This window comes from Enterobacter cloacae complex sp. SHL018 (assembly GCF_049237905.1).
GTDB lineage: Bacteria > Pseudomonadota > Gammaproteobacteria > Enterobacterales > Enterobacteriaceae > Enterobacter > Enterobacter hormaechei_C.
This window is the reverse complement of sequence record NZ_JBMKJE010000002.1, coordinates 383,495-398,895: the sequence shown is the minus strand read 5'-3', so window position 1 is coordinate 398,895 and position 15,401 is coordinate 383,495. Positions and strand designations below refer to the sequence as shown.

At 57.9% G+C, this 15,401-nt stretch carries 16 protein-coding genes; 10 read left to right on the top strand and 6 right to left on the bottom strand.

Annotated elements, in window-relative coordinates:
- Positions 1-66: 66 nt before the first annotated feature.
- Together ACOTY5_RS11745 and ACOTY5_RS11740 are read right to left on the bottom strand one after the other, a co-directional pair.
- Positions 67-759 (bottom strand): response regulator, encoded by a 693-nt coding sequence (locus ACOTY5_RS11745; protein WP_015571854.1) that lies wholly within the window; start codon positions 757-759, stop codon positions 67-69.
- The gene (locus ACOTY5_RS11740; protein WP_017692682.1) at positions 749-2,386 is read right to left on the bottom strand and encodes an ATP-binding protein; all 1,638 of its coding nucleotides are present in this window, start codon (positions 2,384-2,386) and stop codon (positions 749-751) included. Before ACOTY5_RS11740 ends, ACOTY5_RS11745 begins: the two co-directional genes overlap by 11 nt.
- Before the next feature lie 345 nt (positions 2,387-2,731).
- On the opposite strand from ACOTY5_RS11740, the gene ACOTY5_RS11735 reads away from it, so the two are divergent.
- From ACOTY5_RS11735 to citG, 8 genes are read left to right on the top strand one after another with little or no spacing between them, the layout of a single operon-like run.
- Entirely contained in the window at positions 2,732-4,093 is a 1,362-nt protein-coding gene (locus ACOTY5_RS11735; protein WP_015571852.1) for a 2-hydroxycarboxylate transporter family protein, read from the top strand.
- Between the two features lie 17 nt (positions 4,094-4,110).
- Positions 4,111-4,974 (top strand): fumarylacetoacetate hydrolase family protein, encoded by an 864-nt coding sequence (locus ACOTY5_RS11730; protein WP_015571851.1) that lies wholly within the window; start codon positions 4,111-4,113, stop codon positions 4,972-4,974.
- Between the two features lie 13 nt (positions 4,975-4,987).
- Positions 4,988-6,010 (top strand): [citrate (pro-3S)-lyase] ligase, encoded by a 1,023-nt coding sequence (citC, locus tag ACOTY5_RS11725; protein WP_032671991.1) that lies wholly within the window; start codon positions 4,988-4,990, stop codon positions 6,008-6,010.
- Positions 6,011-6,026: 16 nt separating this feature from the next.
- Complete coding sequence (gene citD / locus ACOTY5_RS11720; protein WP_062934075.1) at positions 6,027-6,320, top strand: citrate lyase acyl carrier protein; 294 nt, start codon at positions 6,027-6,029, stop codon at positions 6,318-6,320.
- A complete protein-coding gene (citE, locus tag ACOTY5_RS11715) occupies positions 6,317-7,192 on the top strand; it encodes a citrate (pro-3S)-lyase subunit beta (protein ID WP_023306921.1) in 876 nt (291 codons plus the stop codon). The genes citD and citE overlap by 4 nt, the downstream gene beginning before the upstream one ends.
- Before the next feature lie 10 nt (positions 7,193-7,202).
- Positions 7,203-8,726, top strand: a complete 1,524-nt coding sequence (gene citF / locus ACOTY5_RS11710) for a citrate lyase subunit alpha (protein ID WP_421631919.1) — start codon at positions 7,203-7,205, stop codon at positions 8,724-8,726.
- Positions 8,723-9,262 (top strand): citrate lyase holo-[acyl-carrier protein] synthase, encoded by a 540-nt coding sequence (gene citX / locus ACOTY5_RS11705; RefSeq protein ID WP_032649492.1) that lies wholly within the window; start codon positions 8,723-8,725, stop codon positions 9,260-9,262. Before citF ends, citX begins: the two co-directional genes overlap by 4 nt.
- The gene (citG, locus tag ACOTY5_RS11700; RefSeq protein WP_032649490.1) at positions 9,240-10,043 is read left to right on the top strand and encodes a triphosphoribosyl-dephospho-CoA synthase CitG; all 804 of its coding nucleotides are present in this window, start codon (positions 9,240-9,242) and stop codon (positions 10,041-10,043) included. Before citX ends, citG begins: the two co-directional genes overlap by 23 nt.
- A 79-nt stretch (positions 10,044-10,122) precedes the next feature.
- Here citG and ACOTY5_RS11695 read toward each other — a convergent pair whose 3' ends face one another.
- From ACOTY5_RS11695 to mutY, 4 genes are all read right to left on the bottom strand, one after another.
- Positions 10,123-11,379 carry a nucleoside permease gene (locus ACOTY5_RS11695; RefSeq protein WP_015571846.1) on the bottom strand — a complete coding sequence of 419 codons (1,257 nt, stop codon included), beginning with the start codon at positions 11,377-11,379 and terminating at the stop codon, positions 10,123-10,125.
- A 271-nt stretch (positions 11,380-11,650) separates the two neighbouring features.
- Entirely contained in the window at positions 11,651-12,727 is a 1,077-nt protein-coding gene (gene mltC, locus ACOTY5_RS11690; RefSeq protein WP_017382930.1) for a membrane-bound lytic murein transglycosylase MltC, read from the bottom strand.
- Between the two features lie 124 nt (positions 12,728-12,851).
- Positions 12,852-13,124 (bottom strand): oxidative damage protection protein, encoded by a 273-nt coding sequence (locus tag ACOTY5_RS11685; RefSeq protein ID WP_003862425.1) that lies wholly within the window; start codon positions 13,122-13,124, stop codon positions 12,852-12,854.
- A 26-nt stretch (positions 13,125-13,150) separates the two neighbouring features.
- Entirely contained in the window at positions 13,151-14,203 is a 1,053-nt protein-coding gene (gene mutY, locus ACOTY5_RS11680) for an A/G-specific adenine glycosylase (RefSeq protein WP_169802401.1), read from the bottom strand.
- A gap of 144 nt (positions 14,204-14,347) precedes the next feature.
- Between mutY and trmB the strand changes: the two genes are divergently transcribed.
- Both trmB and ACOTY5_RS11670 read left to right on the top strand, forming a co-directional pair.
- A complete protein-coding gene (gene trmB / locus ACOTY5_RS11675; RefSeq protein ID WP_045141925.1) occupies positions 14,348-15,067 on the top strand; it encodes a tRNA (guanosine(46)-N7)-methyltransferase TrmB in 720 nt (239 codons plus the stop codon).
- A complete protein-coding gene (locus ACOTY5_RS11670; protein WP_003862421.1) occupies positions 15,067-15,393 on the top strand; it encodes a YggL family protein in 327 nt (108 codons plus the stop codon). The genes trmB and ACOTY5_RS11670 overlap by 1 nt, the downstream gene beginning before the upstream one ends.
- The last annotated feature ends 8 nt before the right edge of the window (positions 15,394-15,401 follow it).

The following is a 15,401-nucleotide window of genomic DNA, read 5'->3' as shown; positions in this document are numbered from 1 at the left end:
GGTAAGCGTTAGCGCCACCCGGCGAGTTGCCCGGTGGCGCAAGCTTACCGGACCTACAATACTGCGTCAGGCTTCTGCGCGGCGGTACATCCTTCTCGGATGCCCGATCTTTCCGTACAGCATCTCCACCGTCAGAAAACCCACCTCCACGCAGTGTTCCAGATAGCGCCGGGTGGTGGTTTTACTCAGGCCCGTCTCGCTCACCACCTCATCCACCGTAAAACAGTGCGCCGCCTTGTTGTTAAACAGCATTTGCACCCGCGCCAGCGTGTTCTCCTCTATCCCTTTGCTGCCGTTGTCCAGGCGATAGTTTTTCGCCTGCAATTGATAGAGTGAATCTACGTTCTGCTGGTCGACAATCTTCCAGACGCGCTGCTGTTCGGCAAACTGCACAAAACGTTCCAGCGACTGGCTCAGGCGCTTCCAGGAAACCGGCTTGAGGATGTAGTCGAACGCGCCGTTACGAATTGCCTGGCTACAGGTGTCCATATCGCTGGCGGCGGTGATGAAAATCACCGAGCAGTTGGCGCGGGTGAGCATCGGGTTGCTGATAAGGGTGATGCCTTTGCCGTCCGGCAGGTAGTTATCCAGCAGCATCAGCTTCGGCTGTTTGCTCTCCAGTTGTACCTGCGCGTCGGCCAGCGACGCGGCAATCCCCACCAGCCTCAGGCGCGGATGTTTACCGATAAGCTCCGCGTGCAGTTGCGCCAGTTCGTTCTCGTCTTCAACAATCAGTACGTCGATAAGTTCATGTTGCATAGTCGGTATCTTCCAGTTCCTGTACGGGGTGCCGGGCCGTTCCCGTGGCGGGAATAAACAGTGAGAAAATGGCACCGCGTGGGGTGTTATCGGCAACTTCAATTGCACCGCCAGCCTGTGTGACATAGCTTTCAATCAGATACAGGCCAATACCATGATCGCCGCGCGTTTTGGTGGTGATGCCGCGCTCAAAGATCCGGTCGCGGATCTCCGGTGTGATGCCGACGCCCTGGTCGGCGACTTCAATAATCAGTTCCTGCTCGTTCAGCTTTATCAGCACGTCCACCGGGGCATGCGGGAGCGGTGCACGCTGGGTCGCTTCAATGGCGTTATCCAGCAAGTTCCCGATGATCGAGATAAGTTCCGATTCGAGCAGCGGCAGGAACGGTTTATCCACCCGGCAGGCCGGGTCGAAACTCAGCTCAACGCCTTTTTCACGCGCGCGGGCGGCCTTTCCAAGCAGCAAACCACACAGCGTCGGAGAGCTAAAGCGGGACGAGATAAAGTCCAGCAGCTCCTGAGCGTGTTCCGACTGCGCCTGTATGTAGCGAATCGCTTCGTCATAACGGCCCATATGCAGCAGGCCGGACAGCGTAGTCATGCGGTTCAGCTGTTCATGGCGCATGATGCGCAGGTTATCAACGTAGCGCTTCACCTGGCTGAGCTGGGCGCTGAGCGAGTCGATCTCGTTGCGATCGCGAAAGGTGATCACCCAGCCCTGCAACGCATCTTCCAGCATGATCCGCACCCGGCTGGCAATGACCGTGAGATCGTTAAAGCGACAGATCTCATCGTGGGTGTCTTTCGCAAGCATGGTTTGCGCGTTGAAGAACGGGACGGGCGCGATCACCTGGCTGATGAGTTGACCTCGCAGTTCGCGGGCGGGCTGGCGTAAGTCTAATAATTTACGCGCCGCCTGGTTGATCACCTCAATGCGGAGATCGTCGTCGATGGCAATCACCCCTTCATAAATGGATTCCATCATCGCCTTTTGCTGGCGCACCAGCAGGCCGATTTCGCGCGGCTCCAGAGAGAATATCTGCTTCTTGATGCTGCGGGTGAAGAACCAGGAGAAAATAAACAGGGCGATAAGCAGCAGCACGGCGGCAATCAGGATATTAACCACCTTGTTGACGGTGATGGTGTCCAGATAGCTCGTGAGATAGCCTACCGAAACAATCCCCACCACCTGCCCGGCATCATTAAAAATGGGCGCTTTGCTGCGCAGCGAAATGCCTAACCCGCCCTTGCGGATGGTGATGGTGCTTTTGCCGTGTAATACCTCGTCGTTATCTCCGCCAACCAGCGTTTTGCCTACCCGGTCGGCAAACACGGAGTGGAAAAGATGCAGCCCTTTATTGTCACCAATCACAATAAAACTGGCGTCGCTGCGGGCGGCTATTTTCTGCATAAAGTCATGGATACCCAGGATATCCTTTTGTTCGACTTCTTTTCGCAGGGTAGGAATAAGCGCAATTTCTTCGGCCTGTATTTTTGCGCGCGCGCTCATTTCCTGATAAAGCTGCCTGCCGACATCGACATAATAATATCCGCCCAGTAATGCGAACAGCACTGAGAAAAAGGCGACCAGCGAAATAAACAGCTTGATCTGAAACGATACTTTCATAACTATCACGCGAGATATCAACAGGTCGGCTGAATATATCATCTTTTAAGGCCAGGATGCCCGCTTTGCCGAAAACTTGTGATCCCTTGCACAGCGCAGCCTGTAAAAGATTTTTCCGAAAGTCTCATCCTCTTAAGGTTAAATGAATAAATGTTATTTCTTTGTTCAGTTAAGAAAAGAAACCATAAAAACCACGGCAATAAATAAGGCGTAAATCACATTAAATAAAAGAAACCATTAAAACCATAGCGTCCATTAAAACTTCGCTTTTAATATGCCATCCCTCACATAAAGTAAGCCTTTGTGACTCTAAGCTGAACGCACAAAATAACTAAGGGGCTTATTATGAGCACAACTGACGATTCATTCTCTGTTACCCACGACCCGATTGATATTCAGCGGCCATCGCTCAAAGAGCGCTGGTGGCATATTATGGATACCTGGAAAATCGGCATTATTCCTCTGCCGCTGTTCGTTCTGGCGGGCGCGCTGATTGCGATTGATTGCCTGGGCGGAAAACTGCCGAGCGACATTGTGGTCATGGTGGCCACGCTGGCCTTCTTCGGCTTTGCCTGCGGTGAATTCGGCAAACGCCTGCCGATTGTCGGCAAGCTCGGTGCGGCGGCAATTTGCGCCACCTTTATCCCTTCCGCGCTGGTCTATTACGGCCTGCTGCCGGACGTGGTGGTTGAGTCCACGACCAAATTCTATAAATCCACCAATATTCTCTACCTCTATATCTGCTGCATTATCGTCGGCAGCATCATGAGTATGAACCGCACCGTGCTGATCCAGGGCTTCCTGCGCATCTTCTTCCCGATGCTGTGCGGTGAAATCGTCGGCATGATTGTCGGCATGGGTGTTGGGCTGGCGCTGGGCCTCGAGCCGTTCCAGATCTTCTTCTTTATCATTCTGCCGATCATGGCGGGCGGCGTCGGGGAAGGGGCGATCCCGCTCTCTATCGGCTATGCCACCCTGCTGCATATGGATCAGGGCGTGGCGCTCGGCCGCGTGCTGCCGATGGTGATGCTCGGCGGCCTGACGGCGATCATTATCTCCGGTTGCCTCAACCAGCTCGGTAAACGCTACCCGCACCTGACCGGTGAAGGCCAGCTGATGCCGAATCGCGCCAACGCTGATGCCACTGTTTCCCAACCTGCGTTCTCCGGCAAAGCGGACGTGACGACCATCGCCTCGGGCGCGCTGCTGGCGGTGCTGCTGTACATGCTGGGCATGCTCGGTCACAAGCTGATTGGTCTGCCAGCGCCGGTGGGCATGTTGTTTATGGCGGTGCTGGTGAAGCTCTGCAACGGCGCCTCTCCGCGTCTGCTGGAGGGTTCCCAGGTGGTGTACAAATTCTTCCAGACCTCCGTGACCTACCCAATCCTCTTCGCTGTCGGCGTGGCGATTACCCCATGGCATGAACTGGTGGCGGCGTTCACCGTCAGCAACCTGCTGGTGATTGTCAGCACCGTTTCCGCGCTGGTGGCGACCGGATTCTTCGTTGGCAAAAAGATTGGTATGCACCCGATTGATGTCGCCATCGTCTCCTGCTGTCAGAGCGGGCAGGGTGGCACCGGTGACGTGGCGATCCTGACCGCAGGCAACCGCATGAGCCTGATGCCATTCGCCCAGATTGCTACCCGTATCGGCGGCGCGATTAACGTCTCTGTCTCACTGCTGATTCTGGGCAACTTCCTCGTTTAAGTTTTCAGGAAAGAACAATGAAACTCGCAAGCTTTTTATACCAGGGAAAACGCAGCTACGGCATCGTACAGGCCGAAGGCGTGATTGATTTGGGCCGCCGCCTGGGCGACCGCTATGGCGACCTTAAAGCGCTGTTGCAGGGGAACGGGCTGGCGCAGGCCACCCGTTTTCTGAACGACGCGGTGGATGTACCGCTGAACGCCATCACCTTCTTACCGGTGATTGTCCAGCCGGAAAAAATCCTCTGCGTGGGCATGAACTATGCCGACAAGCGCAAGGAGTTTGACCAGCACAACCCGGCCCCGACGCTGTTTGTCCGCTTCCCGGATTCACAGACCGGCCACAACGAGCCGGTGCTGAAGCCGCGCCACTCCAGCGAGTTCGACTACGAAGGCGAGCTGGCGGTGATCATCGGCAAAGGCGGGGAGAACATCAGCCGCGACGACGCCCTGCGCCACGTGGCGGGCTACAGCTGTTACATGGACGGCTCCGCCCGCGACTGGCAGCACACCTGGTTCACCGCCGGGAAAAACTGGCGCCAGACCGGGGCGTTCGGCCCGTGGATGGCGACGGCGGATGAGATCCCGGACCCGCACAGCCTGGCGATCCGCACCTGGCTGAACGGCCGCATGGTGCAGGAAGACAACACCAGCAGCATGATCCACAAGGTGGCGGAGCTGATCGAGTACATCAGCACCTTCACCCGTCTCAGCCCGGGCGACGTGATCATCACCGGCTCGCCTGGTGGCGTGGGTAAAAAGCGCAACCCGCCGCTGTTTATGAAGGAGGGGGATCGCATTGAGGTGGAGATCGAGCATATCGGTCATCTGAGCAACGTGATCGTGGAAGCGCCAGCCGTCGGGCTCGCGGCAGCGCACTGAGTAAGGCGGCAGCATGCAATCGCAACCCATTGATTTTCGGCACACCGTTGTGGCGAAACACCCAGAACGCTTAAGCCAGATCCGCTACCTGCTGGCAGACAGCGGCCTTGGCCTGGACAACGACATCACGCTGTTTGTCGAAGCCTGGTCCGGCGCGCAGCTGGTGGGTTGCGCCGGGCTGGCTGCCAACGTCATCAAATGCGTGGCGGTCAACGAGCAGCTTCGTGGGGAAAACCTCAGCGCGCGTCTGCTTGCAGAGGTGGAAAACGCGGCGCTGGAGCGCGGCCATTTTCACCTCTTCCTCTGCACCCGTCCGTGCAATAAGGAGCGCTTTGGCCGCAGCGGTTTCTGGCCGATTGCCCAGAGCGGGAACAACGCGGTGCTAATGGAGAACACTCCGCAGGGGATCGCGCGCTACTGCCGATCCCTGCGCGCGAAGCGCCGGTGTGGGGAAAAAACGGGCGCGATCGTGATGAACGCCAATCCCTTCACCCTCGGCCATCGTCATCTGGTGGAGCAGGCGGCGACGCAGTGCGATGCCCTGCATCTGTTTGTGGTGCGTGAAGACGCCTCGTTCTTCCCGTTCAGCGCGCGCCTTGAGATGGTGCGTGCGGGCGTGGCGCATCTGCCGAACGTGGTGGTGCATGAAGGCTCGCAGTACATCATCTCCCGCGCCACCTTCCCGGCCTACTTCCTGAAGGAGACCGGCAAAGTGCAGCAGGCGTGGAGCGAGATCGACGTGCTGATCTTCCGGGACTATATCGCCCCGGCGCTGGGCATCACGCACCGCTTCATCGGCTCGGAGCCGTTCTGCGACATCACCCGCCAGTACAACCAGACGCTGCACGACCTTCTGGCCTCGCATATTGAGGTGGTGGAGATGCCGCGCATCAAGGCCACCGGCAACGCCATTTCGGCCTCGGAAGTGCGCCGTTTACTCAAGACACAGCAGTTTTCCCGGATCCGGGAGATTGTCCCGGACTCCACCTTCGCGCACCTCGAAGCACATTATCGTGCGAGTGCGGAAGTCGCATAACTATCAGGAATTTATCATGAATATTGTAAGGGAGGCGCTGGCCGGAACGCAGGAGTCCAGCGACCTGATGGTGAAAATCGCCCCCGCTCACGGTGAGCTGGAGATTGTCATCCGCAGTGAAGTGATTAAGCAGTTTGGCGAGCAAATACGCCAGGTGGTCAACGACACATTGCGCGCCATGAACGTGCACCAGGGATTAATCATTATTGAAGACAAAGGGGCGCTGGACTGTGTAATCCGCGCTCGCCTGCAAAGCGCGCTTCTGCGTGCCGCCGATGAACAGGCCATCAACTGGGGGGCGCTGAAATGAGCAAACTCCGCCGCAGTATGCTGTTCCTGCCAGGCGCCAATGCCGCCATGCTCTCTACCGCCTTTATCTACCGCCCCGACTCCATCATGTTTGACCTTGAGGACGCCGTGGCCCTGCGCGAGAAAGACACCGCACGCATGCTGGTGTTCCACGCGTTGCAGCACCCAATGTATCAGGATATCGAAACCGTGGTGCGCATTAACCCGCTGAGCACGCCGTTTGGCCTGCTGGATCTGGAGGCCGCCGTGCGCGCGGGCGTGGACGTGATTCGCCTGCCGAAAACCGACACCCCGGACGATATTTACGAGCTGGAAGGCCACCTCGAGCGCATTGAGCAGGAGTGCGGGCGCGAAGTGGGTTCCACCCGCGTGATGGCGGCGATTGAATCGGCCATTGGCGTTATCAACGCCGTGGCGATTGCCCGCAGCTCCCCGCGCCTGATCGGCATCGCGCTGGCCGCCTTTGACTACGTGATGGACATGCAGACCGAGCGCGGCGACGGCACCGAGCTGTTCTATGCCCGCTGCGCCGTGCTGCACGCCGCACGCGCCGCCGGTATCGACGCCTTCGACGTGGTGTGGTCCGACGTTAACGACGAAGCCGGGTTCCTGCGCGAGGTCGACCTGATCCGCAAGATGGGCTTCAACGGCAAATCGCTGATTAACCCGCGCCAGATAGACCTGCTGCACAACGCCTACGCCCCGACGCAGGAAGAGGTGGATCACGCCAAAAGGGTGATTGAGGCGGCAGAAGAGGGCGAGCGTAACGGCCTGGGCGTGGTCTCGCTCAACGGCAAAATGGTGGATGCACCGATTATTAACCACGCGCAGGTGGTGCTGGAGCGCGCGGCGGCTTCCGGCGTGCGTCGGTAAGGATGACATAATGAATCAGACAGAACTTCTGCATGTAAATTTCCCCCATCTGCGGGCTCTGAAACCCTTTGATACCGCCCACAGCACCACGCCGTGGCTGGCGGACAGCGAGGCGAAGCACAGCCGCAAGCTCTGCGCCTCTGTTGAAGAGGCGGTTAAGCGCTGCGGCCTGCAGGACGGGATGACCATCTCCTTCCACCATGCGTTTCGCGAAGGCGACCGGGTGATCAACACCGTCGTGGCGCTGCTGGCGCGGATGGGCTTCAAAAATCTGACGCTGGCTTCCAGCTCGCTGATGACCTGCAATGACGCGCTGATCGAGCATATCGAGAGTGGCGTCATCACCCGGATTTACACCTCCGGCATGCGCGGCAGGCTGGCGGATGCCATCTCCCACGGGCTAATGGACGAGCCGGTACAAATTCACTCCCACGGCGGGCGCGTGAAGCTGCTCCAGGACGGCGAGCTGAATATCGACGTGGCGTTTCTCGGCGTGCCGTGCAGCGATGAGTTTGGCAACGCCAACGGGACGCACGGCAAATCGTGCTGCGGTTCGCTGGGCTACGCCATGGTGGACGCGCACTTTGCCCGTAAGGTGGTGCTGCTGACGGAAGAACTGGTGCCATTCCCCAATATGCCCGCCAGCCTGGTGCAGGACCAGGTGGACTACATCGTGCAGGTGGAGAGCGTGGGCGACCCGGCGAAAATCAGCGTCGGCGCGGCGCGCGTCACCAGCAACCCGCGCGAGCTGATGATCGCCCGCTATGCGGCGGACGTGATTGAACACTCTGGCTATTTCAAACCAGGCTTCTCGATGCAGACCGGTTCCGGCGCAGCGGCCACCGCCTGCACCCGTTTTATGGAAGAGAAGATGGAGCGCAGCGGCGTGAAGGCGCGCTTCGCCCTTGGCGGCATCACCGGCAGCCTGGTGGATCTGCACGAGAAGGGACTCATCGAAACGCTGCTCGACACCCAGTGCTTTGACGGCCAGGCAGCGGCCTCGCTGGCGCGCAACCCGAACCACGTGGAGATCTCCACCAACGTCTACGCCAACCCCGGCAGCAAGGCGGCAAGCTGCGACCAGCTCGACGTGGTGATCCTCAGCGCCCTGGAAATCGACGTCGACTTTAACGTCAATGTCATCACCGGCTCCGATGGCGTGATGCGCGGCGCATCCGGCGGACACTGCGACGTGGCGGCGGCAGCCAACCTGACCATTGTGGTCGCGCCGCTGCTGCGAAGCCGCATCTCGACCGTCGTGAAGCGCGTTACCACCCGCCTCACGCCGGGGGAGAGCATTGACGTGCTGGTCACCGACCACGGTATTGCGGTCAACCCGGCGCGCCCGGAGATCCGCGAACGACTCATGGAAGCAGGGCTGAAGGTTGTAGATATCAACGCGCTGTATGAACGAGCGATTTCGTTGACAGGCGTACCGAAACCGATTGAGTTCACCGACAAAATCGTCGGGGTGATCCGCTACCGCGACGGCAGCGTGATCGACACCGTGCGACAGGTAAAGGAGGAAGTGTGACGATTGCGACACCCGTGCGGACGGGTGTCAGCCTGGACGAACTGCTGGCGGCGAAAGAGCGCCGCGCAGCGCGCCAGGCTGACATGCTTGCGCACTATCAACAACCGGTGATCTCCCTCACGCTGGTTACGCCCGGGGAGATCAAAGACAGCCTGCGCTATCGCAACACCATGGGTGTGGCGTTACAGATGTGCGACCAGCTGCTGTGGGAAAACCGCTGGCAGGTGCTGGACCGCCGGGTGCTGTGGCTACCCACCGGACCTGAAGCCTTGTGGTGCGTAGCCCATCCGGCGGCGGAAATTAAAGCGCACTGTGCAGAACTGGAGCAGACGCACCCGCTCGGCAGGCTGTGGGATCTGGATGTGATCTGCCCTCAGCACGGCCACGTCGGGCGTCAGTCGCTGGGGGCGAATCTCAGACGCTGCCTGATCTGTGACGAGCCCGCTCATGCCTGTTCCCGTTCGCGCAATCACCCCGCTGAGCAGGTTGTTTCCCGCGTGGAGAAGATGATCGATGACTGGTTTGCTCGCGACTGAACCGCGCCCGGTTGACGTGCCTGCGCTTGCCGCAGAGGCGCTGTGGCAGGAGCTGGAGCTGACGCCAAAACCGGGTCTGGTGGACAGGCTCAATAACGGCTCCCATTGCGATATGGACCATGCCTTGTTTGTCCGCAGCATTATGGCGATTACGCCGTGGTTTGCCCGGTTTGCGGAACTGGGTGAAGCACATGCGGCCAAACCTGCCGATCGGCAGTTGCGGATTCTCCGCCCGATGGGAATGGCCTGCGAGCAGGCAATGTACGCCGCCACGGGCGGGGTAAATACCCACAAGGGCGGTATTTTTGCCCTCGGTTTGCTCTGCTTCGCCGCCGGGCGTGTGAAAAATATCTCTGCGGATAGCCTCTGTTGTGAGGTAAGTAACATCTGTCGTGGGCTGGTGGCGCGGGAGCTGGTCGGGCGCAGCGGGCAGGCAACGGCGGGGGAGCGGCAGTTTCAGCTGTACGGTTTAACCGGCGCGCGCGGCGAGGCGGAAAGCGGCTTTGCGACGGTGCGTAAGGCTTTGGATGCGTGGAACGGTCAGTCGCTTCACGGCCTGCTGCTGCGCCTGATGGCGGTCAATCAGGACAGTAATCTCGTGTCGCGCGGCGGCATTGAAGGGCTGCGCTACGTTCAGGGCTATGCGCGGGAACTGCTGGCTAACGGCTGGGACTGCGAGGCGTTGCTGAAGATGGATAAGGCATTGATTGAACGCAACCTGAGCCCGGGCGGCAGCGCGGATTTGCTGTCGGTGGGGTGGGTGCTTTCTGGAATAAAATAGCCGGGTGGCGGCTACGCCTTACCCGGCCTACGGTCTGGTTTTCCAGGCCCGGTAAGCGCAGCGCCACCGGGCACAACAATCAATGCGCGATCGGCTGTGCACCGTGCGGCTCGCGCACGTGCTTGTACTTGAACAGCGCGATGAACGCGAAGAACAGCACCAGCGAGTACCCGGCGAAGATCAGCCACACTGGTTGCCAGTTGGTGATGCCGTTAGTGGTATACATCTCAACCACTTTGCCGCTCACCACGCCGCCCAGAATACAGCCGAAGCCGTTGGTCATCATCAGGAACATGCCCTGCGCACTGGCGCGGATTTCAGGTTTCACCTCTTTTTCCACAAACACCGAGCCGGAGATGTTGAAGAAGTCGAAGGCACAGCCGTAAACAATCATCGACAGAACCAGCAGCACGGTGCCGAACGCGCTTGGGTCGCCATAGGCGAACAGACCGAAGCGCAACATCCAGGCGGCGATACTGATCAGCATGACGTTCTTGATACCGTAGCGGCTCAGGAAGAACGGGATAGTCAGGATGAACAGCGTCTCGGAGATCTGCGAGATGGACATCATCACCGACGCGTGTTCGACGATAAAGCTCCCGGCAAACAGCGGATCGTTATCGAAGCTGTGCAGGAAGGTATTACCGAACATGTTGGTGATTTGCAGTTCCGCGCCCAGCAGCATGGAGAAGATAAAGAAGATCGCCATGCGCTTGTTTTTGAACAGTGCGAAGGCGTCCAGGCCAAGCATGGTGCTCCAGCTCTGGTTTTTCTGCTGATTAGATACCGGAATGGTGGGCAGTGTCAGGGTGAACAGCGCCAGCAGTACGGAGAGTGCCGCGCCGATGTAGAGCTGCATATGGCTCAGCTCGAAGCCCGCGAAGCTCACGCCCCACATCGCCATGATAAAGCCGATGGTGCCCCAGATACGGATTGGCGGGAAGTCGGTGACGATATCCAGACCGGCAGATTTCAGGCGATAGTAGGAGATGGTGTTGATCAGGCCAAGCGTTGGCATATAGGCCAGCGAGTTAAGCAGGATCACCATGAACATCGCCCCCGGCGTGGTCACTTCGGCCGCCATAAACAGCGTCCCCGCACCCACCAGGTGGCAAAGCATATACAGCCATTTCGCGCTTAGCCATTTATCCGCCACGATACCGAGCAGCGTTGGCATGAAGACAGCCGCAATACCCAGCGAGCTGTAAACGGCACCGATCGACGCACCATCGAACTTGAGCGTCACAAACATATAGGAGCCGAGTGTAGTCAGCCAGCTACCCCACAGGCAGAACTGCAGAAACGACAAGATTTTAAGCTGCAGCTTAAGGTTCATGTTACTTTCCTCACAAGTGAGCGGGAGATATGTTGTTTTGGGAACATTCAGGGTTGTTATTTGATGCAATTCTATCAGTTGGCAACGATATGTTTTGTTACCTCCCGCAAAAAAATGCAATCCACATTAATTTGCAGTCTGGATTGTGATGCAAATAGCATTTTCGTATGGGGGGGATGAGATGGGTGCGGTCTGATGCCCTTACCCTGGCCCTCTCCCACAGGGAGAGGGGAAGCAGAACACCTTCTCATTGCAGGAGAAGGTGTGTTGATTAGCGGCGACGGTAGTTCTTCTGCGCCGTATTCACCTTATACAGATAGCGGCGTGATTCCGCAGACGGGTGGCGGGTGGTGAGGGTTGAGTAGACATCCCCCGGCGCCATGCTGTTGATGATGTTCGCGGCCTGCACTTTGTCATTTGAGAAGACGCGCAGCACGCTGCCCGCGCCACCGTTATAGGCGGTGATCACCGCATAGCGGCGTGAGGTTGGGTTATCAATCCCGCCCAGGTAGACATTGTTCAGCATCGCCAGGTAGGCCGTACCGGTATCAATGTTGCTTTGCGGATCGAACAGGTAGCTGCGGCTCGGCGTGCCGGATTTCCCCTGTGCGCGGAACACGTCTTTACCGGCGCTGTGCTGTACAACCTGCATCAGCCCCAGCGCGTCGGAACGGCTTACCGCGTAGGGGTTGAACGAGGACTCGGTCTGCATAATCGCCAGGATCAGCGACTCATCCACGCCATACTTACGCGACGCCTGACGCACCATGCCCAGATACTTATGCGCACGCTTGTCGAGGTGGTTCGGCACCAGGTTGATCGTGACGCTGTAGATCACTTTCAGGCCGTTGGTGCGGCTTTTCAGGCGCGTTTGCAGCAGGTAGTCGGCAAATTTCGTGGCGCGGCCTTCCCAGCGGATCGGCTGACCGGTCTGGTCAACGACCTGGCCATACAGAAACGGCTCTTTGGAGATGGTGATGTCATCGGCATCAGAGTAGAGGTCGATAGACCCCGGATCGTCGCCCATCAGCAGGGTTTTGATGATGGCCTGACGTAAATGCGCCGCAGGTTCAGTCCCTGCGATGGTTTCAACCGTAATCGTACCGTCATCGAAGTTGATGTGGCTACGGGTCTGATAGGCGTCGGTGTACTTAACGTAGTCCTTCGGTCCGGCAATAAGAACTTCGTTAAATCCCCATATGTTCTCGATGTTGTGGGCAAACTGCCCCATCAAAATGTCAAAACCGTTGGTGTCCTTGACCCAGGCTTCGTTGTATTCATCGCCTTTTTTGGAAGAACAAGACACAAGCAACGGCGCAACAAGGGCTAGCGCTAAAAGTTTTTTCATCATTCCGGGAGTGCGTGTTGTGTTTGCTTTGGGGTTGCTGTTGCCGGGTGGCGCTGCGCTTACCCGGCCTACAAAACCGTAGGCCCGTGCAAGCGCAGCGCCGCCGGGCAGCAGCCGCAGAGTATTATTTTTCCGGTGGCGTATAGCCTTCGATATGGACGTCTTTACCCTCGAACAGGAAGTTCACCATCTCCTGCTCCAGCAGTTTGCGGTGTTCCGGGTTCATCATGCTGAGCTTTTTCTCGTTGATCAGCATGGTCTGCTTCTTCTGCCACTGTCCCCAGGCTTCTTTGGAGATCTCGTTGTAAATGCGCTTACCCAGGTCGCCCGGGTAGAGCTGGAAATCCTGGCCTTCAGCGTCGCGCTGTAGGAAAGTACAAAAAATGGTTCTGGCCATACTCATTCCTCTTTGTCTTGCCGATGCTAAACCATTGCACCGACACGTAATTGCTGTAACAGGCGCTCCACGGGAGCCGCCAGCCCGACTGATGGCGGTTGCGCTAAGTTATACCAGAGAGCGGTGCCTTCATCCATGCACGACGTGAATGAGGACACGGGAAGCCACATCGGCACAATATCCAGATGGAAATGGCTGAAGGTATGACGGAACGCGTTGAGTTGCGTCAGGGTATCGGCCGCAATGCCGCGCTGTTCAAGCCATGCCCGAAGCGAGGCTTCATCCTCAAACTGTGGGAAGCAGTATAGACCACCCCACAGGCCACTCGGCGGGCGCTGAGCGAGAAACACCTCGTCGCCATACTGCATCAGCAGCATGTACCCGGTGCGTTCAGGCAGCGTCTGCTTCGGTTTTTTCCCCGGATACTGCGCCCAGGTGTGGTTCGCATACGCCACGCAGAGGTTGTTTACCGGGCAAAGTTCGCACTTCGGTTTTGAACGGGTGCAGACCATCGCGCCCAGATCCATCATCGCCTGGTTAAAACGCTCCACTCCTTTCGCCGGAGTGACCGCTTCACTGATCTCCCACAGGCGTTTCTCAACCTCTTTCTTGCCCGGCCAGCCATCTACGGCGTAGCAGCGTGCGAGCACGCGCTTGACGTTGCCGTCGAGAATAGGGAAATGTTTGCCTAAAGAGAGGGAGAGGATTGCGCCTGCGGTTGAACGCCCGACGCCGGGCAAATCCGCCACCTCGTCAAAGGTCTCCGGGAATTTACCGTTGTGGCGGGTGGCGACCTGCTGTGCGGCTTTGTGCAGGTTGCGCGCGCGGGCGTAATAGCCGAGGCCTGTCCACAGGTGCAGTACCTCGTCCAGCGGCGCGTTGGCCAGATCGGTGATTGTCGGGAAGCGCGCCATAAAACGCTCGAAGTAAGGAATGACCGTCGCGACCTGCGTTTGTTGCAACATCACCTCGGAGAGCCATACTTTGTAAGGCGTTTTTTCAATTTGCCAGGGCAGGGTTTTACGCCCGTATTTGTCGTACCAGTCCAGCACCTGGGCTGAAAATTGAGAGGCTTGCATGGTCATCGATTCGCTTAATCAGGGACGCAGATTGCAGCACAGCGTCAATCTGCTGTAAACCGGATCTTTCCCATGCTTGCATAGAAGCCTTAACTTTGGATAATGCCCGTTTCCCGAACATTCTCACAAGCAGACAACTCTTTTATGAAAAACGACGTCATTTCACCGGAATTTGATGAAAACGGTCGCCCGCTGCGCCGTATTCGCAGCTTTGTCCGCCGTCAGGGGCGCCTGACAAAAGGGCAGCAACACGCGCTGGACAACTACTGGCCGGTGATGGGCGTTGAGTTCAGCGAGCAACCGCTCGACTTCGCCGACCTGTTTGGCCGAGAGGCGCCTGTGACCCTGGAGATCGGTTTTGGTATGGGCACCTCGCTGGTGACCATGGCGAAAGCGCGACCGGAGCAGAACTTCCTCGGTATCGAGGTGCACTCGCCGGGCGTCGGTGCATGCCTGGCAACGGCCCACGAAGAGGGCGTTGAGAACCTGCGCGTCATGTGTCACGACGCGGTGGAAGTGCTGCACAAAATGATTCCTGACAATTCTTTGAACATGGTTCAGCTCTTTTTCCCTGACCCATGGCACAAAGCGCGTCATAATAAACGCCGTATCGTTCAGGCGCCGTTTGCCGAGCTGGTGAAAAGTAAGCTCAAGCTGGGCGGCGTTTTCCACATGGCAACCGACTGGGAACCTTATGCGGAACATATGCTGGAAGTGATGTCGTCCCTGGACGGGTATAAAAATCAGTCTGAAAGCAACGACTACGTACCGCGTCCGGATTCACGTCCGGTGACAAAATTTGAACAGCGTGGCCATCGTCTTGGTCACGGCGTATGGGACTTAATGTTCGAGAGGGTGAAATAATGGCAAAGAATCGTAGCCGTCGTCTGCGTAAAAAGATGCACATCGAAGAATTCCAGGAAGTGGGCTTCTCCGTTGCCTGGCGCTTCCCGGAAGGCACCAGCGTTGAGCAGATCGATCAGGACGTTGATGCGTTCATCAACGAGGTGATCGAGCCAAACAAGCTGGCCTTCGACGGTAGCGGCTATCTGGCGTGGGAAGGTCTGATTTGCACCCAGGAAGTGGGGAAATGCACCGAAGAGCATCAGGCGCTGGTACGCAAATGGCTTGAAGACCACAAACTGGAAGATGTCCGCGTTAGCGAACTTTTCGACGTTTGGTGGGACTAATAAAGCAA